The organism is Actinacidiphila sp. bgisy144 (assembly GCF_057708105.1).
The window spans coordinates 172,473-198,715 of record NZ_JBYIRM010000015.1; the positions used below are offsets into that span (position 1 = coordinate 172,473).

Consider the following 26,243-nt stretch of genomic DNA (forward strand, 5'->3'; position numbering starts at 1 on the left):
GGGGTGTGCGCGGCCCGCGCCGGGCAGGCCCCGCGCACGGCGTTCGGCCAAGCGGGTGAACTCGGCACGAATCGGAACTAGAACTGAAATTCGGGGCGTTCAGACAGTAACCGCCACCACGGGCGCGGCGACCGGCCGGTGGCGGACGACCAGGGACATCAGCGCGGCCACCGCGCACAACGCACCGGAGGTGTACCAGACGACGTCGTAGGAGCCGAGCGCGTCACGCGCCACCCCGCCGAGGTAGGCGACCAGGGCCGCACCGATCTGGTGCGCCGCGAGCACCCAGCCGAAGACGATCGCGCTGTTCTCGCCGTAGTGCTCACGGCACAGCGCGACCGTCGGCGGCACCGTCGCCACCCAGTCCAGGCCGTAGAAGACGATGAACAGCACCATCGAGGGATGGATGGTGTCCGAGAACAGCATGGGGAGGAACATCAGCGACAGTCCGCGAAGTCCGTAGTAGATCGCGAGCAGCCGCCTCGGCGACAGACGGTCGGTGAGCCATCCGGAGGCCACCGTGCCCGCGATGTCGAACATCCCGATGACGGCGAGCAGGGACGCCGCGGTCGTCACGGGCAGCCCGTGGTCGTGCGCGGCGGGCACGAAGTCGGTCTTCACCAGGCCGTTGGTCGACGCACCGCAGATCGCGAAGCTGCCGGCCAGCAGCCAGAAGGTACCGCCGCGTGCCGCGTGGAGAAGGGCCCGCAGCGCACGCCCGGCCGCCCCGGTGACCGGTGCGGGTTTGGGGACGAACTCCGCCGCGCCGTACGGAGCCACGCCCGCGTCGGCGGGGTGGTCGCGCAGCAGCAGCCAGACGAAGGGCACGACGGCGAGCGCCGCGAGGCAGACCGTCGCGGCGGCGGGACGCCAGCCGTGGTGCTCGGTGATCCACGACAGGAGAGGGAGGAAGACCAGTTGGCCGGCCGCGCCGCCGGCCGTGAGGATGCCGGTGACCAGACCGCGGCGGGCGACGAACCAGCGGTTGGCGACAGTCGCGGCGAACGCGAGCGCCATCGAACCGCTGCCCAGGCCCACCAGGACGCCCCAGCACAGCACCAGTTGCCATGCCTGGGTCATCGAGATGGTGAGTCCGGCACCGAGCGCGATCGTCAGCAGCGCGCAGGCGACGACGCGCCGGATGCCGAAGCGGTCCATCAGCGCGGCGGCGAACGGCGCCGTCAGCCCGTACAGCGCGAGGTTGACGGAGACCGCGAGGCCGATCGTGGCGCGCGACCAGCCGAACTCGCTGTGCAGCGGGTCGATCAGGAGTCCGGGAAGGGAGGCGAACGCGGCGGAGCCGACGATGGTCACGAAGGTGACGGCGGCGACGGTCCAGGCACGGTGCGGGCGGGCGCGGCGGCGCGGTCCGGCGCCGCCACCGGGCGGGGCGGGTGCCGTGGTCGCTGCCACGGTCGCGGAAGTGCGGGATGTCTGCGTCACGTTGCTCAGTGTCGGAGGCGCGTTCCCCGGCGACGAGTGGCCCGAGGGCCATGGTGTGAAAGGATCGGGCCATGGCGATATCTCCGGCGCCGGGGCGGGCGCGGGTCTTCGGGGACAGCGGGCGGCACCGGGTGGCGGTGTTCGTGCTCGACGGCGTGATCCCGTTCGAACTCGGCATCCCGCTGCGGATCTTCGGGGCCGCGAGGCGTCCGGAGCAGGACCCGGGCCACGCGGGGCTGTACGAGGTGGTGACGTGCAGCGTGCGTCCGGGCGCGGTGCGGACGGACGCGGACTTCGCGATCACCGTCGAGCACGGCGTTGAGGCGCTGGCCGAGGCGGACACGGTGGTGGTGCCCGCGTCGCACGAGTGGGGCGAGGTCTACGAGGAGGGCCGGCTCGGCGACGAGCTGGTGGCGGCGTTCGACGCGATCCGGCCGGGCGCGCGGGTGGTGTCGATCTGCACGGGATCGTTCCTGCTGGCGGCGGCGGGGCTGCTGGACGGGCGGCCGGCGACCACGCACTGGAGCAGCGCGGCCCACTTCCAACGGCTCTTCCCCCGGGTGCGGGTGGACCCGGACGTGCTGTACGTGGACGACGGCGACGTGCTCACGTCGGCGGGGGTGGCGGCCGGGATCGACCTGTGCCTGCACATCGTGCGGCGGGACTTCGGCAGCGCGGTGGCGAACGGGGTGGCCCGGCGGACCGTGGTGCCGCCGCACCGGGAGGGCGGTCAGGCGCAGTACGTGCGGCGGCCGCTGCCCGAGCCGCAGTTGGCGGGCACCGAGCGGGCCAGGGTGTGGGCGCTGGAGCGGCTGGCGGAGCCGGTGACGTTGCGGCAGCTCGCGGAGCGGGAGGCGATGAGCGTGCGGACGTTCACGCGGCGGTTCCGGGAGGAGGTGGGGATGAGCCCGGGGCAGTGGCTGACGCAGCAGCGGATCGAGATGGCGCGGCAGTTGCTGGAGTCGACCGACCTCGGGATGGACCAGGTGGCGCGGCAGGCGGGGTTCGGCACCGGGGCGTCGCTGCGACAGCACATCCACAGTGCGCTGGGGGTGTCCCCGACGGCGTACCGGCGCACGTTCCAGGCGGCGTCGCGCGGCTGAAGGGCGGTCTGCGGCCGGGCGGTTGGTGTGGAGGAGCGGGGTGGGGCGGGGCGGGGCGAGCCAGGTCAGGTGAGGAGCGCGCCGGCGGTGGAGCGGTCGACCTCGCACCAGATCTGCTTGCCCGCGCCTTCGGGGTGCCAGCCCCAGCGGTCGGCGAGGCCGTCGACGAGTTCGAGGCCGCGGCCGCCGGTCTCGTCACGGTCGGCGTGGCGCGGGGCGGGCGGAAGGACGCTGGCGTCGGCGACCTCGACCCGTACCGGGGCGGCGGGCGCGGTCGGGAAGAGCATGCGCAGCACCGCCGGGCAGCCGGTGTGGACCACGGCGTTGGTGACGAGTTCGGAGATGAGCAGGAGCAGTGTCTCGGCGACCGGTTCGTCGGCTCCTATCCCGGAGCCCACCAGTCGCGACCGCGCCCAGCGCCGGGCGCGCCCGACCTCCGCCGGGTCGACCCCGACCTCCAGTTGCATCTGAAGCATCTGCACTGCTCACACCATCCGAACCGGCTGACCCGACGCCTCGCGCCTGCCTGCCGTCACCGTATGTGACACAGGCGTCACCAAGCTTGGCCGGATGACCGGTTGACCGACAAGCGCTTCGGGCATATTCACCCGCGGGAGGGCCGACGTACCGCATACTGCGCCCCGACCCCGGCCGGGAGACGCGCAGCCAGGCACGTCACCGCTCCGGATGGTCGGAGCGGCCTCCTGCGGAAGCCTGGAACGTACGCGCACCCGATGGAGGTTACCCGAGGACCACCCGGACTCCACCGCCTGACAAGTCACGCATCGGACACAACCCGCCGCGGACGCTCCGTGATCACCGCCCCAGCCTCGCCCATGCACTACTCATAAGCGACAAATGCCTCGTAAGCGACTTCGCTGAAGAGGGTGAAGCGCACCTCGGTGACGGAGGTGGGTGTCGCGCGCACGGTCTGTACGGCGATGCGGGCGCCGTCGTCGATCGGCCAGCCGTAGACCCCGGTGGAGATGGCGGGGAAGGCGATGGTGGCGGCGCCGAGTTCGTCGGCCACGCGCAGCGACTCCCGGTAGCAGGAGGCGAGGAGTCCGGAGCGGTCCTCGTCCGGCTGCCAGACCGGCCCGACGGTGTGGATGACCCAGCGCGCGGGCAGCCGGCCGGCGGTGGTCGCGACGGCCTGGCCGGTGGGCAGGCCGCGGCCGTAGCGCGACGCCCGCAGGTCGCGGCAGGCGGCCAGGATCTCGGAGCCGCCCTTGCGGTGGATGGCGCCGTCCACACCTCCGCCGCCGAGCAGGGAGGAGTTCGCGGCGTTGACCACCGCGTCGACCGGCGCCTCGGTGATGTCGCCGCGTACGAAGGTGAGTCGGGTCATGGGCCCATCCTCGGGCACCCCGCGCCGCGGATGCACCGGTTTTCCCGCCGCTCCGGCGCCCGGGCCCGGTTCAGGTTCCGGCCCGGTTCCGGTTCAGGGCCGGTTCCGGTTCAGGCGGACAGCGGCCGGGCGGTGTCGTCGGTCGCCGCGTCCAGGTCCGGGTAGACCTCGAACAGCCGCCGTACGCCGAGCGCGGCCAGCACCCGGTTGACGTGCGCCTCCCCACCGTGGCCGGCGGCGGCCTCGGCCCCGCCCGCCGGTCCGGGCTGGGCACCCTCCTGCGGCAGCACGATCCGCAGCCGGCCCGCGCACGACCGCATGAGCCGGCGGGCGCCGATCAGCACGCCCACCCCGCTGGAGTCGCAGAAGCGTACGCCGGCGAGGTTCAGCACCAGACTGCGCCGGCCGTCGGCGACCGCCTCGTGCACCTTCTGCCGGACCGCGGGCGACGAGGTCAGGTCCATCTCCCCCGCGACCGTGACCACCGCCCAGCCGTCCCGCTCGGCCTGGGTCACCAGCACCGGTACCCACCTCGCCTCGCCGTCGACTCGGATTCTCCCGTCCTACGACCCTATGCCCGCTCCCGGTCGTGACCCCGCAATCTTCTGGTCACACCCGGATAACGGACGGACAGGAGCGGTCACATCCGGTGTCAGGTTGGTGCAAAGCCGCGTACACCCTCCCGGGTGCCGGGTAACGTCGGACCGGCAGGTGCCCGCGCCCCGCCGTGGATACGGCGCACGACGGCGCGGAGCCGGGCCGGGCCGAGCACGGCCCGGGCAGGCCGGGCACGACCGAGCAGGACCGGACAGAGCGAGACAGGGCAGAGCAGGCAGCGTACGGGCCGGACGGAGCAAGGGGGCCAGAGCATGGCGACACCCGCACCGCCGCGCTGGGACCGCAAGATGCAGCAGCGGCTGGCGCGGGGCGAGGAGGCGGCGCTCGGTGAGCTGTACGACCGCTACGCCTCCCTCGTCCACGGACTCGCGCACCGGGTGACCGACGACGACCGGGCCGCGGACCAGATCACCCGCGAGGTGTTCGGGTACGTCTGGGAGAACCCGGACGCCTACGAACCGCGGTACGGGTCGCTGCGGTCCTGGATCGCGGCGCTCACCCAGCGCCACGCGGTGCACCGCCTGCGGCAGTACGAGCACGGCGGCAGCGCCAACCCCGACGTGGTGGAAGCGCGCGTGCGTGAGGCGAACACCGCGGCCCGCGCCGACTTCATCGTGACGTCGATGCCCGCCCCGCTGCGTACGGCGCTCGAACTCGCCTACCGGGAGCGGCTGGACTACCGCGCCGCGGCGGCCGACCTCGGGGTGAGCGAGGACGAGGCGCGCCGGCGGCTGCGGCTCGGCCTCCAACTGCTGTCCACCGCGATGGAGCCCGAGAACCCGCCCGAGCCGCCGTTCGACGCGGACGGCGCGCGGGGCGATCGGTGAGCGGGCCGATGTACCGCGACGGCGACGGGCCGCCCGACGACGACGCCCGCGACGGCAACGGCTCGGGCGGCGATGAGCGCCTCCCCCGCGTCCCTGCCCAGCGCGACCAGCAGGACCCCCGACGCGGCCTGTCCTACGGGCGGCAGCCGGCCGACTCCACCGCCGAGGCCGCCGCCGGGGGCTCCGCCGAGGCCGAGGCCGTGCTCCCCTCCTGCGGTTCGGCGCTGCCGGCCGAATCCCCGGAGGTCTCCGAGCCGCCCGACGCGCCGGCCGCGCCGGCCGAACTCCCTCTCCCACGTGTCAGCCCCGGAACGGCCTCGTCCATGACCAGCGTCCGCATGCCGCAGCCGTACGACCACGGCACCCTCAAGTCACTGCTCGGCGCCTGGGCCCTGGCCGCCTGCTCGCGCGACGAGACCCTCGCGGTCGAGGTGCACCTGACGGACTGCGCGGCCTGCGCCGAGGAGGCGCTGCGGCTGCGGAACGCGGTCGGGCTGCTGCACCAGGACGAGTCGCTGGACCTCGACCCGCTGCTGCGGGCCCGGGTGCTCGAAGGGTGCCTGGGGCGGCGCCCGGCGCGTATCCCGGTGCCGGAGTGGGCCGGGCCCTATGACGCGGAGACCGCCCGGCTGGACGCCTTGCTGCGCGACCTGGGCGACGGCTACTGGACCGAGCCGGTGCGGTTGCAGTGGTTCGACGGCGCCCCGGTGACCCGGCAGTTCACCGTCGGGCAGGTCATCGCGCACCTGATCGCCGTGGACGGGCTGGTCGGCCGCGCCCTCGGGCTGCCGCAGCAGGGCGTCGACACCGCCGCCGAGGACGCCACCGAGCGGTACGGCCTGGACCGCCCGCGCCCGGTGCGCCTGGACGGCGCCGCCGAGGAGGTCGAGCTGCCCCGCTCGCCCGTCGAGCGCACCGACGCGCACTGGGCCGCCCACCGGCACCTGCCGGGTGCGACACTGCGCCTGCTCTGGCGCGAGCAGAGCCACCGCCTGGTGCGCACGGTCGCCTTCGCCGGCGAAGGGGTCGCCGGTCTGCCGGTGGACTACGGCGACTTCGAGCTGCCCTTCCAGGACGCCTTCGTCGACCGCGCCTTCGCGTGCTGGACGCACGCCGCGGACATCGCCGAGGCGGTCGACTACCCGTACGGCCCGCCCGCCGGCAGCCATCTGCGGCGGATCATCCGGCTGACCGCGGACAAGCTGCCGGATGTGCTCGCCGCGCGGCGCAGAGCCGGGCTGGCCACCTCGCCGTCCCGGCTGGTCGCCGCGGGCTCACCCGGGCGTTCGCTGAAGCTGGAGATCGAGGGCGAGGGCGGCGGTGAATGGCTGCTGGCGCTCGACTCGCCCGGCGCGGTCCCCTCGGCCGACCACCAGGTGGCGCACGTGGTCATGGACAACCAGGAGTTCTGCCGGCTCGCCACGGGGCATGTGGTGCCCGAGGATGTGGCGGCGGGCTCAGCCGGTGACCGCGCGGCCGTCCGGGACGTGCTGTACGCGACGGCCTCGCTGTCCCGGATGTAGGGGCGGCCCGAAGTCCTCAGGTCCTCAGGTCCTCAGGAGGACATGATCTCAGCTCCTCGTGTCCTCCTTGCCGCTCCCGCTACGCGAACACCACGGTCCGGCGGCCGTTGAGCAGCACCCGGTGCTCGCTGTGCCACTTCACCGCGCGGGCCAGCGCCTGGCACTCCACGTCCCGGCCGATTGCGACCAGCTGCTCCGGCGTGACCTCGTGGCCGACCCGCTCGACCTCCTGCTCGATGATCGGACCCTCGTCGAGGTCGGCGGTCACGTAGTGCGCGGTCGCGCCGATCAGCTTCACCCCGCGGTCGTGGGCCTGGTGGTAGGGCTTGGCGCCCTTGAAGCTCGGCAGGAAGGAGTGGTGGATGTTGATGATCCGCCCGGACAGCCGCCGGCACAGGTCGTCGGAGAGGACCTGCATGTAGCGGGCGAGGACGACCAGTTCGACGCCCTCCGCCGCCACGATCTCCAGCAGCCGCGCCTCGGCCTCGGCCTTGGTGTCCTTAGTGACGGGGATGTGGTGGAAGGGGACGCCGTAGGACTCGGCGAGGGCGCGGAAGTCGGTGTGGTTGGAGACCACCGCGGCGACCTCGACCGGGACCGCGTCGGTACTGGCGCGGAAGAGGAGGTCGTTGAGGCAGTGCCCGAACCTGCTCACCATGAGCACGATCCGCATCCGCTCCGCGGAGGGGTCGATGTGCCAGTCCATGTGGTAGGCGTCACCCACCGCCGCGAAGCTCGCCCGCAGCTTGTCGGCGGTCACCTCGGGCTCGGCGGAGAAGTGCACGCGCATGAAGAACAGCCCGGTGCCCTGGTCGCCGAACTGCTGGCTGTCGACGATGTTGCAACCGGTCATGAAGAGGTAGCTGGAGACCGCGTGCACGATGCCCTGCTTGTCGGGGCACGACAGCGTGAGGACGTACTGCGGCGGCTGCGACTGCTGTTCGTTCACGCCGCCAGCCTGGCACAGCGCGGCGCCCGGCGGAGCCGTTGTCCGGCACACGGACCTGATCACGCCGACCACCCGAGGCCGATCCCCGGAGGAAGATCCCGGGCGGCCGATCCCCGGGGGACGATCCCGCGAGGGGCCGTCACGCCGTCCGGTTGTAGATCGCCAGGATCTCCAGCGTCCGCGGCGGGGCGTCCGGGTCCTCGCCGTCCGACGACGCCATCCGCACGTGCGCCTCGCGGGCGGCGGTGACCGCCTCCGGCCACGCCGGGTGGTCGAGGTAGGCGACCGCGGGGGCGTCGGCGCCCACCTGGTGCAGGATCTTCAGCACCCGCAGCACCGCGACGTCCACGAGCGCGGCCTCCTGCGCGTCGCGGAAGATGGTGCCCACGTACTTCTCGGCGGACCAGTTGTCCAGCCAGGTGTCCTCGACCAGGCGGTAGACGGCGTCGGTGACATCGCCGTATCCCTCGCGTCCGGTCCGCCACACCTCCATCTGGAAGACGGGGTCGCTGATCATGTGCAGCGCCGAGCGCACATTGCTGCGCCAGCGCCACCACGGCATGTCGTTGAGGGGCATGCCACCCATCGTGGAGGAGTGACGGGCACGACGGGAAGACTTCTCCGAACCTTGCACAGCGCACGATCGTACGCACCCGGCCGGCGGCACCTGTAATTCACCTGAAAGTGGCCGCTCATTGGCATCCGGGCACCCCCGAGTTGGGACGGAAGCGGAATCTTCTCCTGATATGACTGACCGCCGCTCGGGCGCGCTGCGACGTGCCGCCGTCCCGCTGCTCGCCGTGTCCGCGCTGGTCAGCGGGTGCGGCGTCATCCCAGGCGGCTCGGATGGCTCATCGGGCCCGATCGTGGTGATGACATGGGCGCCGGTGGGCACCAGTGCCACGAACATGCCGGGCATGCTGGGCATGGCCAAGGCGGTCGAGACCTACGTCAACGACCAGGGCGGGCTGCACGGCCGCAAGTTGAAGGTGCTCACCTGCAACGAGCGCAACGACGCGGTCGCCGTCACCGACTGCGAGAAGAAGGCCGCAGACGCGGGCGCGGTCGCCGTCGTCGGGTCGTACAGCGAGGAGGGCAGCAGCTTCGTCTCGGCGCTGGAGGGCGACGACATCCCCTACATCGGCGGCTACGGGATCACCGAGGACGAGTACCAGAGCCTGATGTCCTACCCGGTCAACGGCGGGCTGCCCGCGCTGCTGGCCGGCAGCGGGCTGCAACTCGCGCAGACCTGCAAGAAGGTCGCCCTGGTACGGCCGGACTCGATCACCGGCGACCAGTTCCCGATCTTCCTCGACCAGGGGCTCGAGGCGGGCGGCAGGAAACCGGTCGAGGACATCCTCGCCAAGGACACCTCGACCGACTACACCGACGCCGCCACCGAGGCGGTCGGCGACGACAAGGCGACCACCTGCGTGTCCGCGGTCCTCGGCGACCACACCAGCACCTTCTTCGACTCCCTGCGCCGGGTCGGCGACGAGCAGCCGAAGGTGCAGCTGTCCTCGGTGATCGGCAGCGTGCAGCAGTCGGTGGTGGACGCCAGTGGCGGCGCCAAGAGCCCGCTGGAGGGCGCGAAGATCGCCGACTGGTACCCGCCGGCGTCCGACCCGAAGTGGGACGAGATGAAGTCGGTGATCACCAAGTACGCCTTCGGCGACGACACGATCGACGTCGCCGACCCCGGGGTGCAGACCACGTGGATCGCCTACCAGGTCTTCACCAAGGTGGTGCGCGCGATGGACGACGGCACGAAGATCGACGCGGCGAGCGTACGGCGGGCGATGGACGCCACCACGAAGCTGTCGACCGGCGGCCTGACCCCCGACCTCGGCTGGACCGACGCCGACCTGCTGGGCGTCCCCGACCACCCGAGGATGGTCAACGCGGACATCGTCTACCAGCAGGTCCGCCAAGGCCGCCTGGTGCAGGCGCAGTCGGGCTTCGTGAACGTCACCAAGACGCTCAAGCCGTCGTCGTACGCCCCGCTGCCGCGCGACGGCGACTGAGGCGGTCCGCCCCCGGGCGGCCTGGGCGATCAGCGCCTGTCAAAGCCGTCAGCCACCAGAGCCGTCAGAGCCGTCAGAGCTGGGTGTACTGCCGCTGGGTGAGGCCGTATTTCTGGGCGATCGCGTTCCACAGCTTGACCGCCTTCTTCTTCTCGGCGGTCGCGGTGCCGCTCTCGCGGTCGCCGGCGGCGGTCTCGGTGGTGTTCTTGGCGTGGCCGCCGTGGCAGACCTTCTTGTTCTTCTGCGCCTGGCCGGCCCAGTTCGCGTAGTGGGTGTCGGCGGCGGAGGACGCCTGCCACGCCTTGGTCAGCGCGGTGCTCAGCGCCTCGTGGTCGGCGAGCTTGTCCAGTTGGAGCTTGCCGAGCTGGGTGACCAGGGCCTTGCGCTTGGTGGCGGCGGTGTTCAGGTCGCTCGCGGCACCGGACAGATCGCTGCACCCGCGGATCGACGCGACCGCGCTCACCACGGAGCTGCGGCTGGCGTCGCTGGTGCTCAGCAGGGAGTCCAGCGCGGACGCCTGCTGCTTGGCGACGGCGTCCACGGTGTCGGTGGCACCGGGCTGGGCGTCCGCGGAGGTGCCGGCCTGCGGCGTGGCGCTGGAGGAGTCGGCCACGGTGCCGGTGTTGCCGCCGCCCCCGCCGGAGCTGAGCAGCGCGCCGACCACCAGGCCGGCCACCACGCACCCGGCGACCACGATGCCGATCAGCGCCTTGGGCGACAGGCCCCGCTTGCGGCCGCCGTCGTCGTAGCCGTAGCCGCGCTCGGCGCCGTAACCGGGGTCCTGCGGGCCGCCGGCAGGGCCCTGCGGGTAGCCGGGACGGGCGGGCTGGCCGCGGTCCGGCGGCTGGATGATGCGCGGCCGCATCGGCGCCGGGCTCGGCACGTCGTTGCGGAAGAGGTGGTCGTAGTCGCTGTCGTGCCCGGGGCCGGACGCGGGCGACTCCTCCTCGAACCCGCCGTACTGGACGGGGGGTTGCTCCTGGCCGCCGTACGAGGGGCCGCCGGCGGCCGGGTACTGGTCGTAACCGGCGGGCTGCCCGTACGGCGCCTGGCCGTACCCCTGCTGGTCGTAGCCGCCCTGGCCCTGGGGCCCTTGGGGGTCCTGGTGGTCCTGGAAGAAAGGCAGTGCCTGGGTCGCGTCGGCCGCGCCGGGGTCGGCTATGTGCGCGGCCGGCGGGGCCTGGTGCGGCTGCTGGTGCGGCTGGTACGCCGGAGGTGCCTGGGGCGGCAACGGCGGCATCTGCGGTACGGGGTCGCCGCCGGGGTAGGGCGGCAGCATCTGCGTCGCGTCCGCCGGTTCGGGGGCGCCCGGGGCCGCGGGCAGCGGCATCGGGCCGGGACCGGCCGGAGGCAGGCCGTGCGGGGCGTGCGGGCCTTGCGGGTCGCCGCCCGGGTACGGCGGCAGCATCTGCGTCGCGTCGGCCGGCTCCACCGCGCCGGGCGGGACCGCGCCCTGGCCGTCGGGCGCGCCCCACGGGGTGCCGCCGGCCGGCTGGACGTGCTCGCCGTACGACAGCGGCGGCTGCTGCCGGCCCGCGGGGAGTACGACGCCCCGGTACGCTTCGGGCGAATCCTCGCCGCGTCCGCTGCTGTGCATCGCCGCCCCACTCCTGACTCTGGCCTACCGTGCAAACCGTCGGCCCACGCTACCGGGTCCCGCCAGGTGCCGCCCACGCACCCGAACGGGTGAGCGTCACCTCACACTTGGGCGGGCGGGCGGCCGGCGGCGCCGCGGTCGGCCCGGGCGGGCCTGCGCAGCGCTTTGGCCGACGCGTGGGCCCGGGGTGTCGGTCCGGTAACGATTCGGTGCACACCGGCCGGCGGTGCCGCTATTTCACCTTCAGGCCGCCTCCAGTTCGTCCAGCCGGGCGTGGAAGGCGCGCACCACCGGTTCGGCGGCGAAGGGCTCCAGCCGGCGGCGGAAGTCGTCCAGGTACTCCGCGCCGCGGTTGGAGCGCAGGCCCGAGAGCAGGGTGACGGCCTGCTCCCCGGTGTGGCAGGCCGCGTCCAGTTCGCGCTGCTGCACCTGCGTGTCGGCGAGCAGCAGCAGGTCGATGGCGCGGCGGCGGGCCCGGCCGGCCGGGTGGGCGGCCAGCGCCTCCTGCGCGCGGCGGGCGGCCGCGTCGGCCTGGCCGAGGTCGCGGTGGCAGTGCGCCAACTCGTCGGCCAGGTAGGCGCGGTCGAAGTGCGCGATCCACGCCGGGTCCTGGTCCGGGTCGGAGCGGTCCATGGCCTCCAGTGCGAGCCCGGCGACGGTGGCGAAGGTGCGGGCGTCCCCGAGCAGGGCGTGGCCGCGTGCCTCGGCGGCGTGGAACATCGCCTCGGCGGTGGCGGTGACCTGGCCGCGGGCGCCTTCCTGGGCGGCGCGGGCGAGTTGGGCGATCTCGCGGGGGTTGCCGAGCGAGGCGGCGAGGTGGCTCATGCTCGCGGCCAGGATGTACCCGCCGTACGCGCGGTCGCCGGCCGCCTGGGCCAGCCGCAGCGCCTGGATGTAATACCGCTGGGCGAGGCCGGGTTGGCCGGTGTCGACCGCCATGTAGCCGGCCAGTTCCGTCAACCGGGCGACGGCGGAGAACAGTTCGCGCCCCACCGACTCGCGGTAGCTGCCGGCGAGCAGCCCGGAGACCACGCTGTTGAGGTAGTGCACGACCACCGGGCGGACGTGGCCGCTGCCGAAGCGGTGGTCGAGGTCGGTGAGAGCCTGGGTGGTCGCCTTGACCGCCTCGACGTCCGACATGCCCACGCGGGCCCCGCCGTTGCGCGCCACGCCCTGGTCGGGGCGGGTGATCAGCCAGTCCCGGCTGGGCTCGACGAGCGCGGAGGCGGCGACGGTGGAGCCGGTGAGGAAGTCGCGCCGGCCGACGTCGCTGCGCCACAGCTCGCAGACCTGCTCGATCGCGCCGAGCACGGTGGGGGCGAAGTGCAGGCCGATGCCGGTGGCGAGGTTCCGCCCGTTGGCCATGCCGATCTCTTCGATGGAGACCGCGCGGCCGAGCTTGCGGCCGAGCGCCTCCGCGACGATGCCCGGGGCGCGTCCGCGCGGCTGCTGGCCGCGCAGCCAGCGGGCCACGGACGTCTTGTCGTACCGCAGGTCGAGGCCGTGTTCGGCCCCGCACATGTTCACCCTGCGCGCCAGGCCGGCGTTGGAGCAGCCGGCCTCCTGGATCAGTGCCTGGAGCCTCTCGTTCGGCTGCCGCGCCACGAGTGGTCGTGCGGCCATCGATCCCCCCTTGTCGTCCTTAGTGAGTGTTTCTTCCCCAACCTCCGCCGATGAACCCCGCATTGGCGGCAATTCACCTGTTTCGGCCGGCTCGTGGCGCCGGGCCGGGCCGGGGTGTGCCCGCGGTCGGCCGGTGCTCCTTCGTTTGATACCCGGTTCCGGCCCGGGGCGCCCGTACGCGCCCCCGCGGATGCTTCCGTGCGCCCGGCGGTGAGCCACGGCCGGCGCCCCGTAACCCCGGCCCCGCGGGGCAGTTGTGCAGCGCGTGGACGACGCCCTCCCGCTGCCGGGCCAGCTCAGCGGCACGCACCTGCTCGACGCGGCGGTCTCGTACGCGCGGTGGCGGCACTGGGAGGTACTGCCCGGCACGTGGCTGGAGGCCGACGCGGGGGGCGCACCGCGCTGTTCGTGTGCCTCGGCGGCGTGCCCCTCCCCGGGCGCGCACCCGGCCCGGGCCGACTGGGCGGTCCGGGCGAGCGGCAGTGCCTCGGAGGTGCGCCGGATGTGTGGGACCGGCAGCCCCGCGCGTCGGTGCTGCTGGCCACCGGCCGCGGTTTCGACGTGCTGGAGGTGCCGGAGAGCGCGGGCTGCCACGCGCTGGCCAGGACCGAGCGGATGGACGTGGAGCTCGGCCCGGTGATCGCCGCGCCGACCGGGCGAATGGCGTTCTTCGTGCTGCCCGGGGCGCGCGCGAAGGCGCCCGGACTGCTGGCCGCCCTCGGCTGGCTGCCGGGCGCGCTCGACCTGACGGTGCGCGGCGAGGGCGACTGGGTCGCGGCCCCGCCGACCCGGATGGGCAGGGGCGGCCGCGCGCAGTGGGTGCGCCGCCCGACGGCCGCGAACCGGTGGCTGCCGGATATCGGCGCGCTGCTGAGTCCGCTGGCGTACGCGTGCGGGCGCGCGGCGGCGGAGGCCCGCGCGGTGCGTTGAACGGCGTCGGCGCCCGGCCGATGACCGTGAGTCACCCGCCTGACGGGACGTCGAACGGTCACCGCACGAAATGGCCCGCTACGGGCGGGTCTTCCCGCGGCGTGCGCGGCTGTCCCTGCGGCCGTCCCCCGTGGCCGTCCCTGCGACGACCCGACCAGCCGTCACTGTCAGTGGTCGCACATAGGGTGTCCGTACACGGGACGGCGCGGCCGGGCAGCCGGCGCGGCGTGCGGTGGCCGTGGACGGGGATCGGTGGTCGGTGGACGGGGAGCGCGGAGAGGTGCGGTGCGATGGGCGAGGAGCGCGGTGCGGGGCCGGAGGCGGACAGCCGCCGGCTGCCGTCGTATTACGGGGACCGGTCCGCCCAGGCGGGCGGGGCCGCTTACGGAGCCGGGCCCGGCGTCGGTGCTGCGGCCGGGCCGCCGCCCGCGCTGCTGGTGCGCGGCCTGCGCAAGCGGTTCGGTGACCAGGAGGCCGTCGCGGGCATCGACCTGGAGCTGCCCGCCGGCCGCTTCGCCGGTCTCGTGGGGCCGAACGGGGCGGGGAAGACCACGACCCTGTCGATGGTGACGGGGCTGCTGCGCCCGGACGAGGGGCTGGTGCGGATCGTCGGCCGCGACGTGTGGAGCGACCCGGTCGACGTGAAGGCGCGGATCGGCGTGCTGCCGGAGGGGCTGCGGCTGTTCGAGCGGCTGTCGGGCCGCGAACTGCTCACGTTCACCGGGCGGCTGCGCGGGCTGCCGGTGAAGGACGTGGACCTGCGCGCCACCCAACTGCTGGACGTGCTGGACCTGTCGGGTGCGCAGCACAAGCTCGTCGTGGACTACTCGACGGGCATGCGGAAGAAGATCGGCCTGGCCGCGGCCTTGCTGCACAACCCCGAAGTCCTCTTCCTGGACGAGCCGTTCGAGGGCGTCGACCCGGTGTCGGCGCAGGTGATCCGCGGGGTGCTGGTGCGGTACACCGCCACCGGCGGCACCGTGGTGTTCTCCTCCCACGTGATGGAGCTGGTGGAGAGCCTGTGCGACTGGGTCGCGGTGATGGCGGCCGGCCGGATCGTGGCGCACGGCGCGCTCGCCGAGGTGCGCGGCGAGGCGGCGACGCTCCAGGACGCGTTCTTGTCACTGGTCGGCGCCGACCGCGGCTCCGGCGGGGACCTGGACTGGCTGGGCGGGGGCGCGAAGTGACCCGCGACGACGCCCGTGCCACCAGCGCCCCGCTGCCGCAGCCCCTGCCTCCCGAGGCGCCGCGCACCGCCCCGACCGGCACCCGGCCCGGCGCCCCGTCACAACCCTCTCCCACCGCTGCCCCTGCCGGCGCATCACCCGCCGCGCCTGCCGCCCCTTCCCCCGCTCCCCCCGCCGCAGACCGCGCCGCCCCTGTCACCGCGACCTTCGTCCGCCTCAAACTCGCTGTGCTGCGCAACGGGGTCCGGCAGTCCACCGGCCGCACCGTCAGCTGGTGCCTCGGTGTCGGCCTCGCCCTGCTGTGCGCGCTCGCCAACGGCGCGGGCATGATCGCGCTGCGCGGCGACGCGTACGCACCGGCCGCCGCGACCACCCTCGTCACGGCGGTGGCCATCGGCTGGACGGTGATGCCGCTGTTCTTCTTCGGCGGCGACGACACCCTCGACCCGACCCGGCTGGCGATGCTGCCGCTGCGGCCCCGCCCGCTCGTCACCGCGCTGCTGGTGTCGTCCCTGGTCGGTCCGGGCCCGCTGTTCACGCTGCTGATCGGCGCCGGTTCGGTGGCGGCCCTCGCGCACGGCGCGGCCGCCGTCGTCGTCGCGGTGCCCGCGGTCGTCCTGCTGCTGGCGGTGTGCGCGGCCGCCTCCCGGGGCGTCGCGGCGGCCAACACCCGCCTGCTGACCAGCCGCAAGGGCCGCGACCTCGCCCTGCTCAGCGGGCTGGTCGTGGCCGTCGGCGCGCAGCTGGCCAACCTCGCGCTCAGCTCGCTCTCCTCCCACCACGGCCTGCACCGGGTCACCTCCGTCGCCTCGGTGCTGCGCTGGGTCCCGCCGACCTCGGCCGTCGACGCGGTGCGCTCGGTCTCCACCGGCGCCTACGGGCAGGCCGCCGCCCAACTCGCGCTCGCGGCGGCCCTGCTGGCGGTCCTGCTGCGCTGGTGGTACCGCTCGCTGGACCGGCTGATGATGTCGCCGGACTCCTCCACCCTCCAGCCCGCGGCCGGCGGCACCGAACGCAAGGGCGGCCGCCGCCCGCTGCTGTCGCGGCTGCTGCCCGAGCGGATACTCTCCGGCCGCACCTCCACCGTGATGGAGCGCCAGTTCCGCTACGTGGGGCGCGACCCCAAGCTGCGCGCGTCCTGGGCGACCGGGCTGGCGGTCGGCCTGCTGCTGCCGCTGGTCGCGGTCGTCCAGCACGGCTCGGTCTACCAGTGCCTGTGGACCGCCGGACTGCTCGGCATGCAGATGTACAACCAGTTCGGGATGGACCACTCCGCGTTCTGGACCGTCGTCGCGACCACCGCCACCCGCAAGGAGGCCGAAGCCGAGCTGCGCGGCCGGGCCCTGATGCTCACGGCCGTCGCCCTCCCGTACGTCACGGTGGTGACGTGCGCGACCGCGCTCCTGCTGGGCCGGGCGGGCACCATCCCCGAAGTGCTCGGCATGGCCTACGCGTTCCTCGGCGCGCTGATCTCCACCGGCGGCTACGCCAGCGTCCGCTTCCCGTACGCGGTCACACAGGACAACGCGTTCGGGAACGCCGCGCCCGGCAACGGCTCGATGGTGGCGTTCAACGCGCTGGGCGGTTCCGTGGTCGCGTCCGCGTTCTGCCTGCCGGTGCTCGGCCTCGATCTCGCGCTGCACCTGACCGGCCACCACGCCCTGCTGTGGACGGTGCTGCCGCTCGGCGCGGTGTACGCGGCCGCGCTGTCGGTGGCGAGCCTGCGGTTCACCGCTCCCCGGCTGCTCGACCGGCTGCCGGAGATCCTCAGCGCGGTGGCGGTGCCCTGAACCGGCCGCGCACCGACGGCCGGGCACCGGACCCCGGGGCGGGCCGGCCCACCGGCCCGCCCCCGCACGTCAGTTGGCGATGCTGCCCCGCCAGGTCGGCATCAGCTCGTCCAGCAGCGCCTCGACCCGCGGCGGCATGCCCCGGCCCGGACCGCTCTCCGCCGCCCGGGCGAACAGCGCCGAGGCGGCCGCCTCCAGCCGGCCGGCGTCCCCGGTGGCGTTGGCGGCCCGCAGGTAGGCCAGCCACAGGCGCTCGTCGTCCGGCGAGATCGCCATGCCGGTCTCGATCGCGGCGACCGCCGCCTTCGGCTTGTTCGCGTCGAGGTGCAGCGAGGACAGCGCGAGCGCGATCTCCGCGACCAGCACCGGGTGCTGGGCGTCCACGATCTCGTGGCCGAGCCAGGCGTAGCGGCCCGGCGCCCGGTCCTCGAAGAGCCGCCCGCGGGCGAGCGACAGCGCGTCGGTGAGCAGCCGGCGGCGGGCCACCGGGTCGCCGGCCGCCCGCCCCTCGGTGGCCTCGTGGTGCAGCGTCTGGAGGACGTCCCAGTCCGAGACGACCGACGTGCTCAGCACGATCCGCCCGGTGGTGTCGATGGTCAGCCGCTCCCCGCCGTCCGGGTCGGTGCCCAGCCACTCCCGCAGCCGGCCGATGAGCGCGTCCCGCACGTCCTCGGTGACCCCGCGCGGCCACAGCGCGGACGCCAGCACCCGCGGGTGCACGCCCTCGCGGTGCAGCAGCAGCAGCGCCAGCGCCTCGTGCAGCAGATCGCTGCGCTCCCGGTCGGGCGCGTCGATGCCGACCACCTCGAACGGGCCGAGCGGCCGCGCGTACACCCCGGGCCGGCCCTGGTCGCTCAGGTCCACCAGGAACGGCGGCGCGTCCGGGCCCGGGTCGTCGCCGCCCGCCTCCGCGAACAGCCGCAGCACCGACTCGTACTGCGCCTTCGGCAGCAGCTGGGCCTTCATGTCCAGGCCGAGCAGCGGCGCGAGCAGCCGCCCCGCCGGGGTGATCTCCAACTCCCATGCCGCGCCCGGCAGGTCGTTGCGGCTGGAGCCGATCAGGTAGCCGATGCCCAACCGCCCGGAGTCCGCGGCCAGTTCCGCCAGCCGCTCCGCCTCCTCCGGCGTGGGCTCGGCGGCCAGCAGCACCAGATGCGGCGCCCACTGGGTGTGCTGGGCCCGGCCGGTACGGCCGGTGAGCACACTGTCCTGGCCCGCGGTGCGCAGGGCGCCGACGCGCTGCCGCGTCTCCGCGGCCATCAGCTCCACGGCCTCGGCGACCGTGGCGATGTGCCGCACCCGGGCGGGCGCCAGCGCGGTGAGGTCCTGGGCGAAGCCGACCAGCGTCACCGTCATCCGGTCCGACCAGCCGTTCGTCGCCAACTCCGCGGCCACCGAGCCGAGTATGGCCTCGCGGTCCGGCGCGGCGCCGCTGAGGGCCACGATCCCGGGCACCGCCTCCAGGTTGAGCAGCAGCCGCGCGCTGTCCAGGGTGCCGAGCACCGCGAGCCCGGGGTAGGGCGCCGCGGCCGAGGAGTCCACGTCGTCGACCAGCGCGGCCCGCTCCAACTGCCAGAACGTCTCGTCCTGCCCGGTGTGCCAGGGCGCCGGCGGTTCACCGTCCGGCCAGGCCAGTTGGAGGTGCAGGGCGTCGTCGGTGAGCCAGGCGGCGTACACCACCGGCAGCTTGCGGCCGTCCGCGTCGAGCCGTGCGGACAGCGAACGCAGCGCCCGGTCCAGGAAGTCGACCGCGTCCTGGTCGGCGCCGATGCGCAGCGCGTCGGCGACGTCGGCCTCCGCGCCGGTGGGAGTGCGCGGGGTGCGCAGCGCGCCCGCGGACAGCGACTGCCACAGTGCGGTGCGGCGCCGCCGGCCGAGCGCGGCGAGCAGCCCGGCGGCCAGCAGCGGCGCGCCGATCAGGGCGTCGGACAGGTCGAAGCCGTGCGAGGCCGACATCCCGGTGACCACCTCGCTCGCACCGGCCGCCGCACCCTGGTGGGTGCCGCCGCCCGAGCCGCCCGTACCGCCGGAGCCGCCCTGCTCCCCGGCCGGGGTCTGGTGCGCGGCGTGCGCGCCCTCGGCCGCGGTGTCCTTGGCGCCGCCGTGCTGGGCGTAGTGCAGGATGTCGGGCGCGGTGTGCGGGGCGGCCACCGGCATCTCGACGAGGTCGCCGCCGTGCGCGTCGGCAGGCATCTCCAGCACCCAGCCGGGCCGGATCAGGCTCGCCTGCGACAGCTGCGAACCGTCGGGCTGCACCCGGTCCTTGTTGAGCTGGTAGATCTCCTTGTAGCGGCGGCCGTCGCCGAGGTGGCGCTGCGCGATCTCCCACAGCGAGTCGTGGTGGCGGCCCTCGGGCGGGTTGATCCGGTAGAACTTCGTGGCCTGCTGCGTGGACTGCCCGCCGCCCTGCGCGCTGGAGCCGCCCGTCCCGGTCTGGTGCTGCACAGCGGTCTGGTGGGTCGTCTGCTGGCCGGGCGTCGCCTGGGCGGTGGCGGCCACCCCGGGCCGCGCCTGGCTCTCCATCGAGTGCTGCTGGCCGAGTTGGGCCAGGCCCGGCACCAGGCCCGCGGTGCTGACGCCGATCAGCAGCAGCGCGGCGATCAACTGGCGGGCCAGCAGCTGGCTCGGGCCGCTGCCCGGCACGCGCGTCGGCATGCCGACCCCGGACACCGCCGCCTTCGCCTCCACCAGCACGCACGCGGTGAACTGCGCCCACGCCACCCACACCAGCACCGCCAGCGTGTTGACGAACGTCTCGGAGGTGATCGGCTGTTGCAGCACCTCGGAGTCGAAGTGGTGCGGGAAGGGCGAGCCGATGTACACCAGCAGCGCCGCGGGCACCGCCACCACCAGCACCAGCAGCGCCAGGAACGCCCCGAAGGCCCGCAGCAGGTCGCCGAACGTACGCTGCCTGCGCGGCTGTCGGGGCGCTCCCCCGCCGTGCTGTGCCCGGTTACGTCCCGTGGCGGTCGTGCGTGCCATGGCTGCTTCCTCTGCCTTCGGTGGTGCTACGGGTCCTTGTCGTACGTACGACGGTGCGCGCTTCGCCTGCCGTGCTCGCGGTCAGGGGCCGGTGATCGACACGGCGTCCGCCCGGCCCTCGACGGTGATCGAGTCGTGGTAGAAGAAGCCGCTGAGGATCGGTCTGTAGGTCACGTACACCACCACCTCGACCCGGTCGGGCCCGGTCGGCGGCGTCGGGCAGCCGGAGCGGCGCCAGTCGCCGGCCGGCAGGTTGACGTCGCGGGCGAACTGCTGCACCCGGGCGGTGCACTGCTGGTAGTTGATGACCGGCTGGGCGCCGCTGGCCTGGGCGTTGCGCAGCGCGGCCACATCGATGTCCTGGGCGGCGTACCGCGCGGCCTGCTCGGCGATGTCGGCGGCGCGCTCGCGCTTGGCGATGGACAGCCCGCCGTCCACCACGAAGGCGGCGAGTGCCATGAACACCAGCGCGAAGATCACCACGGCGGCGGCGCCCGAGCCGCGGTCGTCGCCGCGCAGCGCCCGCAGCCGGGCGGTGAGGGTACGGCCGGCCGCGGTCGCGCCCAGCCGTTTCACCGTGGCCGTCGTCGCCGCCTGCGCCGTCGCTGCCGTCGTCACGTCCATCGCCGTCACGTCCATCGCCGTCACGTCCGTCGCCGTCACGTCCGTCGCCGTCACGTCCGTCGCCGTCCTCATGTCGCCGACCTGCGGTACGGGTCGAGCGGGGACGCCGACGTGGAGGTGACGGTCTTGTTGATGGGCAGCCCGAGGAAGCTCAGGCCCCGCACGGTGCAGGTGACCTGGATCGTGAAGAGGGTGTCGGGCTGGAAGCTGGTGTCGCCGACCGCGGTGACCGTCGCCGGCGCCGCGCAGGTGCCGTCGAGGTCGTCGTGCGCGGCCTTGACCGCCTGCTGCATCGCCTCCGAGCGGCTGTGCTCGATCGATCCGGCGCGCGCGGCGTCGCGTGCCGCGCCGTCCACCGCCCCGCGCCCGTCGACGAGTTGGCCGAACGCGACCAGCATCAGCACGAACATGATGATGATCGGGGCGAGGATGACCACCTCGATGGTGGACAGCCCCCCGTCGCCGCGCGCCCGCCGGGCGGCCGCGGCGCGTGCTCTGCGCGCGAACTCCATTCCCCTCATCCCCCGTTGTCCGGCACGAACCGCTCGACCGGACCCGACGACGTCTCGTTCACCCTGAAGGAGAAACCGGGCAGCGGGAAGACCTTGGGCACCGTCGCCGTCACCCGGACCCGGACCGTCTCCGCGTCCTGCGGGTCACGGCTCGGCGAGACCTGCGGGTCGATCAGCAGTTCCGGCCCGAGCTGGCTGATGTAGTCGCTCGCGGCCTTGCTCGCGTCACCGGACCAGTCCTCGCCGGTCGCGGCCTCGTCCCGCGCCTTGCGGGCGCCCGCCCGAGCGGCGGCCTGCGCGACGTGGTCGGCGAAGTAGTACATGCCGAACTGCACCGTCGCGAAGATCATGAAGAACAGCACCGGGGTGAGGAGGACGAACTCGATCGCGGTCATCCCGCGGTCGCCGCCGGCCCGCCCCGGCGCCGCCGCGCGGCTGCCCACGCCGCTGTCGCCGTGCGCCGCGTCGAGCCTGCGGCGCACGGCGCGGCGCAGGCTGCGGGTCGTCCGTCCCATCGCTGCTCTCCCCCGGTCCGCCGATCAGCAGCCGTTGTCGCCGTTGGTGTTGGCGATGCAGTTGCTGACGCCGTTGGCCTTGCTGTTCAGGGCGTTCTTGATGATGACGCCGACCGCGGCGACGATGGCCACCACGATCGCGGAGATCACCACCCACTCGACGGCCGAGGCGCCGCGGGACAGGTCGTCCTCGTTGCGGACGCGGTCGATCCGCGCGCGCAGGTAGGTGTGGAGGAAGCTCAGGCCGGGGTCGAAGGAAGTCAGTTTGTCCATGCGGTTCATGGCTCGGTCCTCTCGGTGGACGGTCGTCGGTGGGGCGGCACGGTGGTGATCAGACCTGGAAGACCCGCATCGCGGCGGGGTAGATCAGGAAGACGAGGAAGCCGGCGGCCAGCAGCATCTGGGCGACCAGCATCGACTGGGACTGCTCACCCGCCTGGCCCTCGATCTCGGACAGTTCGCGGTGGCGCATCGTCTCGGCGCGCGAGGCCAGCGAGTCGCGGACCTTCGCACCGTCGTCGGCGACGAGCGCGAGGGTGACACCGAGGTCCTGCAACTCCTCGATGCCGAGTTCGTCGCCGAGCCGGCCCAGCGCGACCCACTGGCTGGTGCCGGTGATCCGGGCGTCGGCGAGGCAGTTGCGGATACGCATCAGCGCCCAGCCGTCGCTGATCTCCGCGGCGGCCATCAGCGCCTCGGGCAGACCGCGACCGCCGGCCAGGTTCATCGCGACCAGGTCGAGGTAGGCGCCGATCACCCGCCGCAGGTCCTTGCGCTTGGTCGCGGCGTCGCGCCGTACCTCCAGGTCCGGCAGCAGGAAGAACACCGCGGCGAAGAGCAGCGCCAGCCAGACCGGGATGATCGGGTTGACGCCGAAACCGACCTCCGCCGCGACCGCGAACACCGCCGGGCCGAAGACGACACCGGCCGCGGCCAGCACCGTCTTGGTGGCGAGGAACGCCTCCCAGCTGCGGTCCAGCACCGCCAGGTCGGCGCGCAGCGAGCGCTGCTCCCAGCCCTGTTGGAGGTAGAAGGCCGCGATCCGCTGCCCGAGCCGGGCGCGCCAGCCCTCGGCCGCGTCGGTGGCGGCGGCGCTGTCGGTGGTGACGCCGGCGGCGCGCAGCGCGTCGATCTGCGCGATGGTGGAGACCGCGCTGCGCCGGGTCGGCGTCAGCGCCCGGACCAGGGCGAAGACGCCCAGGCCGAAGACGCCGCCGACCAGGCACGCGAAGACGATGGTGGTGGTCATCGGTTGCCGGCCCCCTGTCCCGGCACGGCCGGACGGCCCTGCGCTCCGTAACCCTGCGGGCCCTGGGCACCTTGGGCGCCTTGGGCGCCGTAACCCGGTGTGCCCTGCGGCCCTTGGGGGCCGTAACCCGGCGCGCCCGGCGCGCCCGGCGCGCCCGGACCACCCAGTGCGCCCGGTGCCCCCGCGCTCCCCGGTGCCGCAGGTGCGGCCGGTGCGGCCGGTGCGGCAGGTCCACCCGGCCCGCCCGGTCCGGCGGTGGCGCCCGGCGCCCCCGCTCCGCGGTACCCGCCCTGCACCGCGCCCGGCGCCTGCTGGGGTCCGCCGCCGTACGGTCCGCTCTGCCCGCCGGGCGGACCCTGCCGGCCGACCGCGCCCTGCGGGCCGGACGGGAACTGCCCGACGACCGGCTGCTGGGCGACCCGCTCGGGGGCGTGCACGAGGAACCGGTCCGGGGTCTCGATCTTCGACAGCTTGCGCAGCCACCAGAAGCCGGCCGCGAACAGCAGGCACACGATGGCGAGCATCAACTGCCCGACGGGCGTGCCGTACGGCTTGACGAAGCCGCGGTTGAAGACGGCCAGGCCCAGCACGAACACCACGGAGACCACGACCACGATCTGCACGCTGCGCCGGGTGCTGGCGCGCTGCGCCATGACCCGCTGGCGCATGTCCACTTCCTCGCGGGAGGACTTCGCCAGCGCGCCGAGCACGTCCCGCAGACCGGGGCCGCGCAGCCGGGCGTTGAGGATGAGGGCGGCGATGATGATGTCGGCGGACGCGTCGTTGATCTCGTCAGCGAGCATCTGGAGCGCGTCGGGCAGCGGCCAGCGCGCCCGCAACCGGTCGACGAGGGACTCCAGATGGACCCGCAGCGCGGGTGCGGCGGCCCGGGCGGAGGCCGGAATGGCCTGCTCCAGGCCGACCGCGCCGGCGATGGTGTCGCGCAGCGACTCCGTCCAACCGGCCAGCGCCTCCACCCGCTTCATCGCGGCGCGCTCCTCCGAGGCCCCGCCGAAGAGCCGGTCCCAGGCGAAGACGAGCACCGCGGTGGCCGCGCCGAGCACCAGCCAGCGGGTGACGGCGAGGACCGCCAGGCCGACCACGATCGCGATGGAGCCGCGCTGGGTGAGGAACCGGCCGATCTCCGAGGCGCGTTCGGCGCCGGACTGCCCGGGGGCGGTCGGTTTCGGCGCCCAGCCGCGCATCGCCGCGATGAACAGCGCGATGCCGCCGCCGCCCACCGCCCCGGCGAGCAGCCCGTAGAACGCGGTCATCGAGAAGAAGCCGGACATCACCGCCACACCCCCGTGGGCTGGTAACCGTGGGCGAGCAGTTCGTCGAGGCAGGAGATGGGCGCGTGCGGCAGCGCCACACCGGCGTCCGGGTGCTCGGCGAAGATCTCGCTGGAAAGGACCCGGCCGTCCACGCCGTTCACCTCGCGGACGGAGGTCACGACGCGGCGCAGGGTGCCACCGCGCTGGAAGTCGTTGCGGCGCTGGATGAAGACCACGAAGTCGATGGCGCCGGCCACCAGCATCTGCGACGCCTCCACCGGCAGCCGCTCCTGCGCCTGGAGCGCGTAGGTGGAGATGCGGTTGAAGACCTCGGCGGAGCCGTTGGCGTGGATCGTGGACAGCGAGCCGTCGTTGCCCTGCGACATGGCGTTGAGCATGGTGACGATCTCGTCGCCGAGCACCTCGCCGACGATCACCCGGGAGGGGTTCATGCGCAGGCTGCGGCGGACGAGTTCGGCCATCGAGATGGCGCCCAGGCCCTCGGAGTTGGGCAGCCGCTCCTCGAACGCCACGACGTTGGGGTGCAGGTCGGGGAACTGGTCGAGGCCGAGTTCCAGGGCGCGTTCGACGGTGATGAGGCGCTCGTGCGGCGGGATCACGTTGGCCATGGCCCGCAGCAGCGTGGTCTTCCCGGCGTTGGTGGCCCCGGCGATCATCAGGTTCTTGCGGGCTAGGACCGCCGCGGATAGGAACGAGCCGACCTCGGGGGTGACGGTGTTGTTGCCGATCAGGTCGGCGAGGAAGACCTTGCCCAGGCGCGCCCGGCGGATGGACAGCGCGGGCCGGCGGGTGACGTCCATGACGGCCGAGAGCCGGGAGCCGTCGGGCAGCCGCAGGTCGAGCTGCGGGTTGGCGGTGTCGAACGGGCGCGAGGACAGACCGGAGTAGGCGCCCAGCACCTGGATCAGCTCGATGAGTTCCTCGTCGGTCTCCGCGACCGGCTCGACCTGCAACTCCCGGCCGTCGGAGTAGCCGACGAAGACCTGGTCGCAGCCGTTGATGTCGATGTTCTCGACCTCGGGGTCGTCCAGCAGCGGCTGGAGCCGGCCGACGCCGAAGAGCGCGGCGTGCACCGCTGCGGCGTACGCCTCCTCCGCGTGGGCGTCCGGCGGGGTGCGGCCGACGGCGATCTCGGCGCGCGCGTACGCCTCGAGTATCTGGGCGATGATCGCCCGGGCGAAGTGCCGTTCGTCCTCCGGCGACATCGCGGTACGGGCCGCCACCTGGTCCAGCCGCCGCTGCTCGGCGATGCGGTCGCCCGCCTCCTGCCGGAAGCGCTTGACCAGCGAGTGGTCGACCTCGCTCATCGCAGGACCCCGTACCGCTGCGGCACGTCGGCGGTCACCTGGCGGGCCGAGCGGATCAGCAGCGACTTGTCGAGGCGGCCGCGGCGCCGGCCGCTGAGCATCTCGGCGCCGGCCGGGTCGTCCGCGAGGGTGCCGACCACCCGGGCGGAGATCTGCGAGGCCACCAGCATCTCGTTGACCTGCGCGGCGAGTTTGGCGCTGTGCCCGGTGTCGGCGACGAGCAGCACACCGATCGGCGGGTAGCCGAGCGCGGCGGCACCGCGCTGCGAGCCGTGCAGTTTCGCCGACAGCGCGCCGGCGCGGTCCCTGACCCGGGCCAGGTTCTCGGGCGCGCTACGGGCGACGAGCAGCACCAGCGCGGCGTGCGGCAGCAGTTCCAGACTCGGCGAGTCCGGGCCGAGGCGGCCGCAGTCGGCGATCACGTCGGCGGCGCCGTTCGGCGACTCGGCGAGCGTCGCGAACGCCTGGCCGAGCACCGGCCACAACCCGGACAGGCCCGCGGCCTGTTCGGGCCCGGCCAGGCCCACGAGTACGTCGAGCCCGCCGACCAGCGGCTGCGCGTGGTCCCACAACTGCTCGGCGGCCAGGCCGTGCCGGGCGGTGGCGGCCAGCGACAGCAGGCCGGAGTTGGGGTTGAGCACCCCGCCGTGCGCGCCCGTCGAACGGTAGACGAGGTCGCCGCCGGCCGGGTCGGCCTCGGCCAGCAGCACGCGGCGCGGCCATACGGCGGCCAGCGCCAGTGCCGTGGTGGTGACGCCTGGGGAGCCCTTGTCCGCTGCGATTGCGATCAGTGCCAT

General features: G+C 73.9%; 22 protein-coding genes and 2 pseudogenes. 7 read left to right on the forward strand and 17 right to left on the reverse strand.

Going from position 1 to position 26,243, the window contains the following annotated elements:
- Positions 1 to 99: 99 nt before the first annotated feature.
- Complete coding sequence (locus AC3EVP_RS19120; protein WP_435131306.1) at positions 100 to 1,443, reverse strand: MFS transporter; 1,344 nt, start codon at positions 1,441 to 1,443, stop codon at positions 100 to 102.
- A 71-nt stretch (positions 1,444 to 1,514) separates the two neighbouring features.
- Between AC3EVP_RS19120 and AC3EVP_RS19125 the strand changes: the two genes are divergently transcribed.
- Entirely contained in the window at positions 1,515 to 2,546 is a 1,032-nt protein-coding gene (locus AC3EVP_RS19125) for a GlxA family transcriptional regulator (protein ID WP_435131307.1), read from the forward strand.
- Between the two features lie 65 nt (positions 2,547 to 2,611).
- Here the strand turns inward: AC3EVP_RS19125 and AC3EVP_RS19130 are convergent, their stop codons facing one another.
- The 3 genes from AC3EVP_RS19130 to AC3EVP_RS19140 form a co-directional block, all read right to left on the reverse strand.
- On the reverse strand, positions 2,612 to 3,028 hold the full coding sequence (locus AC3EVP_RS19130) for an ATP-binding protein (RefSeq protein ID WP_335970851.1): 417 nt from the start codon (positions 3,026 to 3,028) through the stop codon (positions 2,612 to 2,614).
- Between the two features lie 359 nt (positions 3,029 to 3,387).
- Positions 3,388 to 3,894 carry an O-acetyl-ADP-ribose deacetylase gene (locus AC3EVP_RS19135; RefSeq protein ID WP_435131309.1) on the reverse strand — a complete coding sequence of 169 codons (507 nt, stop codon included), beginning with the start codon at positions 3,892 to 3,894 and terminating at the stop codon, positions 3,388 to 3,390.
- A 110-nt stretch (positions 3,895 to 4,004) separates the two neighbouring features.
- On the reverse strand, positions 4,005 to 4,409 hold the full coding sequence (locus tag AC3EVP_RS19140) for an STAS domain-containing protein (protein WP_435131352.1): 405 nt from the start codon (positions 4,407 to 4,409) through the stop codon (positions 4,005 to 4,007).
- Between the two features lie 354 nt (positions 4,410 to 4,763).
- Between AC3EVP_RS19140 and AC3EVP_RS19145 the strand changes: the two genes are divergently transcribed.
- Positions 4,764 to 5,339: a sigma-70 family RNA polymerase sigma factor gene (locus AC3EVP_RS19145; protein WP_335970848.1), complete on the forward strand. Its 576-nt coding sequence runs from the start codon at positions 4,764 to 4,766 to the stop codon at positions 5,337 to 5,339.
- Positions 5,340 to 5,347: 8 nt separating this feature from the next.
- Positions 5,348 to 6,862 carry a hypothetical protein gene (locus AC3EVP_RS19150; protein ID WP_435131354.1) on the forward strand — a complete coding sequence of 505 codons (1,515 nt, stop codon included), beginning with the start codon at positions 5,348 to 5,350 and terminating at the stop codon, positions 6,860 to 6,862.
- A 79-nt stretch (positions 6,863 to 6,941) separates the two neighbouring features.
- Here AC3EVP_RS19150 and purU read toward each other — a convergent pair whose 3' ends face one another.
- Together purU and AC3EVP_RS19160 are read right to left on the reverse strand one after the other, a co-directional pair.
- A complete protein-coding gene (purU, locus tag AC3EVP_RS19155; protein ID WP_335970845.1) occupies positions 6,942 to 7,811 on the reverse strand; it encodes a formyltetrahydrofolate deformylase in 870 nt (289 codons plus the stop codon).
- A 139-nt stretch (positions 7,812 to 7,950) separates the two neighbouring features.
- Positions 7,951 to 8,397, reverse strand: coding sequence for an SCO4402 family protein (locus AC3EVP_RS19160; RefSeq protein WP_335970844.1), 447 nt, complete (start codon positions 8,395 to 8,397; stop codon positions 7,951 to 7,953).
- A gap of 160 nt (positions 8,398 to 8,557) precedes the next feature.
- Here AC3EVP_RS19160 and AC3EVP_RS19165 point away from each other — a divergent pair, with 160 nt between their 5' ends.
- The gene (locus tag AC3EVP_RS19165; protein ID WP_435131310.1) at positions 8,558 to 9,835 is read left to right on the forward strand and encodes an ABC transporter substrate-binding protein; all 1,278 of its coding nucleotides are present in this window, start codon (positions 8,558 to 8,560) and stop codon (positions 9,833 to 9,835) included.
- A 73-nt stretch (positions 9,836 to 9,908) separates the two neighbouring features.
- Here the strand turns inward: AC3EVP_RS19165 and AC3EVP_RS19170 are convergent, their stop codons facing one another.
- The gene (locus AC3EVP_RS19170; protein ID WP_435131311.1) at positions 9,909 to 11,432 is read right to left on the reverse strand and encodes a hypothetical protein; all 1,524 of its coding nucleotides are present in this window, start codon (positions 11,430 to 11,432) and stop codon (positions 9,909 to 9,911) included.
- Positions 11,433 to 11,675: 243 nt separating this feature from the next.
- Positions 11,676 to 13,055 carry an NsdA family TPR-like regulatory protein gene (locus AC3EVP_RS19175; protein ID WP_335970839.1) on the reverse strand — a complete coding sequence of 460 codons (1,380 nt, stop codon included), beginning with the start codon at positions 13,053 to 13,055 and terminating at the stop codon, positions 11,676 to 11,678.
- A gap of 256 nt (positions 13,056 to 13,311) precedes the next feature.
- On the opposite strand from AC3EVP_RS19175, the pseudogene AC3EVP_RS19180 reads away from it, so the two are divergent.
- The 3 genes and pseudogenes from AC3EVP_RS19180 to AC3EVP_RS19190 all read left to right on the forward strand — a co-directional run bounded on the left by AC3EVP_RS19180 (position 13,312) and on the right by AC3EVP_RS19190 (position 16,962).
- Positions 13,312 to 13,985, forward strand: a pseudogene (locus tag AC3EVP_RS19180) (bifunctional DNA primase/polymerase).
- A 290-nt stretch (positions 13,986 to 14,275) separates the two neighbouring features.
- Positions 14,276 to 15,172 (forward strand): ABC transporter ATP-binding protein, encoded by an 897-nt coding sequence (locus tag AC3EVP_RS19185; protein ID WP_435131313.1) that lies wholly within the window; start codon positions 14,276 to 14,278, stop codon positions 15,170 to 15,172.
- A gap of 227 nt (positions 15,173 to 15,399) precedes the next feature.
- Entirely contained in the window at positions 15,400 to 16,962 is a 1,563-nt protein-coding gene (locus tag AC3EVP_RS19190; protein ID WP_435131315.1) for a transporter, read from the forward strand.
- 69 nt (positions 16,963 to 17,031) lie between these two features.
- Here AC3EVP_RS19190 and AC3EVP_RS19195 read toward each other — a convergent pair whose 3' ends face one another.
- From AC3EVP_RS19195 to AC3EVP_RS19235, 9 genes and pseudogenes are all read right to left on the reverse strand, one after another.
- Complete coding sequence (locus AC3EVP_RS19195; protein WP_435131317.1) at positions 17,032 to 19,944, reverse strand: AfsR/SARP family transcriptional regulator; 2,913 nt, start codon at positions 19,942 to 19,944, stop codon at positions 17,032 to 17,034.
- Positions 19,945 to 20,025: 81 nt separating this feature from the next.
- A complete protein-coding gene (locus AC3EVP_RS19200; protein WP_435131318.1) occupies positions 20,026 to 20,640 on the reverse strand; it encodes a TadE/TadG family type IV pilus assembly protein in 615 nt (204 codons plus the stop codon).
- On the reverse strand, positions 20,637 to 21,080 hold the full coding sequence (locus AC3EVP_RS19205; protein ID WP_435131319.1) for a TadE/TadG family type IV pilus assembly protein: 444 nt from the start codon (positions 21,078 to 21,080) through the stop codon (positions 20,637 to 20,639). The genes AC3EVP_RS19200 and AC3EVP_RS19205 overlap by 4 nt, the downstream gene beginning before the upstream one ends.
- A gap of 5 nt (positions 21,081 to 21,085) precedes the next feature.
- Positions 21,086 to 21,595, reverse strand: a complete 510-nt coding sequence (locus AC3EVP_RS19210; RefSeq protein ID WP_435131320.1) for a TadE family protein — start codon at positions 21,593 to 21,595, stop codon at positions 21,086 to 21,088.
- A 24-nt stretch (positions 21,596 to 21,619) separates the two neighbouring features.
- On the reverse strand, positions 21,620 to 21,868 hold the full coding sequence (locus AC3EVP_RS19215; protein WP_335970825.1) for a hypothetical protein: 249 nt from the start codon (positions 21,866 to 21,868) through the stop codon (positions 21,620 to 21,622).
- Between the two features lie 58 nt (positions 21,869 to 21,926).
- The gene (locus tag AC3EVP_RS19220) at positions 21,927 to 22,844 is read right to left on the reverse strand and encodes a type II secretion system F family protein (RefSeq protein WP_335970823.1); all 918 of its coding nucleotides are present in this window, start codon (positions 22,842 to 22,844) and stop codon (positions 21,927 to 21,929) included.
- Between the two features lie 308 nt (positions 22,845 to 23,152).
- A pseudogene (locus tag AC3EVP_RS19225) lies at positions 23,153 to 24,136 on the reverse strand (type II secretion system F family protein); the annotation flags it as partial.
- Positions 24,136 to 25,446, reverse strand: a complete 1,311-nt coding sequence (locus tag AC3EVP_RS19230; protein WP_335970822.1) for a TadA family conjugal transfer-associated ATPase — start codon at positions 25,444 to 25,446, stop codon at positions 24,136 to 24,138. The pseudogene AC3EVP_RS19225 and the gene AC3EVP_RS19230, both read right to left, overlap by 1 nt.
- A complete protein-coding gene (locus tag AC3EVP_RS19235; protein ID WP_435131322.1) occupies positions 25,443 to 26,243 on the reverse strand; it encodes a hypothetical protein in 801 nt (266 codons plus the stop codon). The genes AC3EVP_RS19230 and AC3EVP_RS19235 overlap by 4 nt, the downstream gene beginning before the upstream one ends.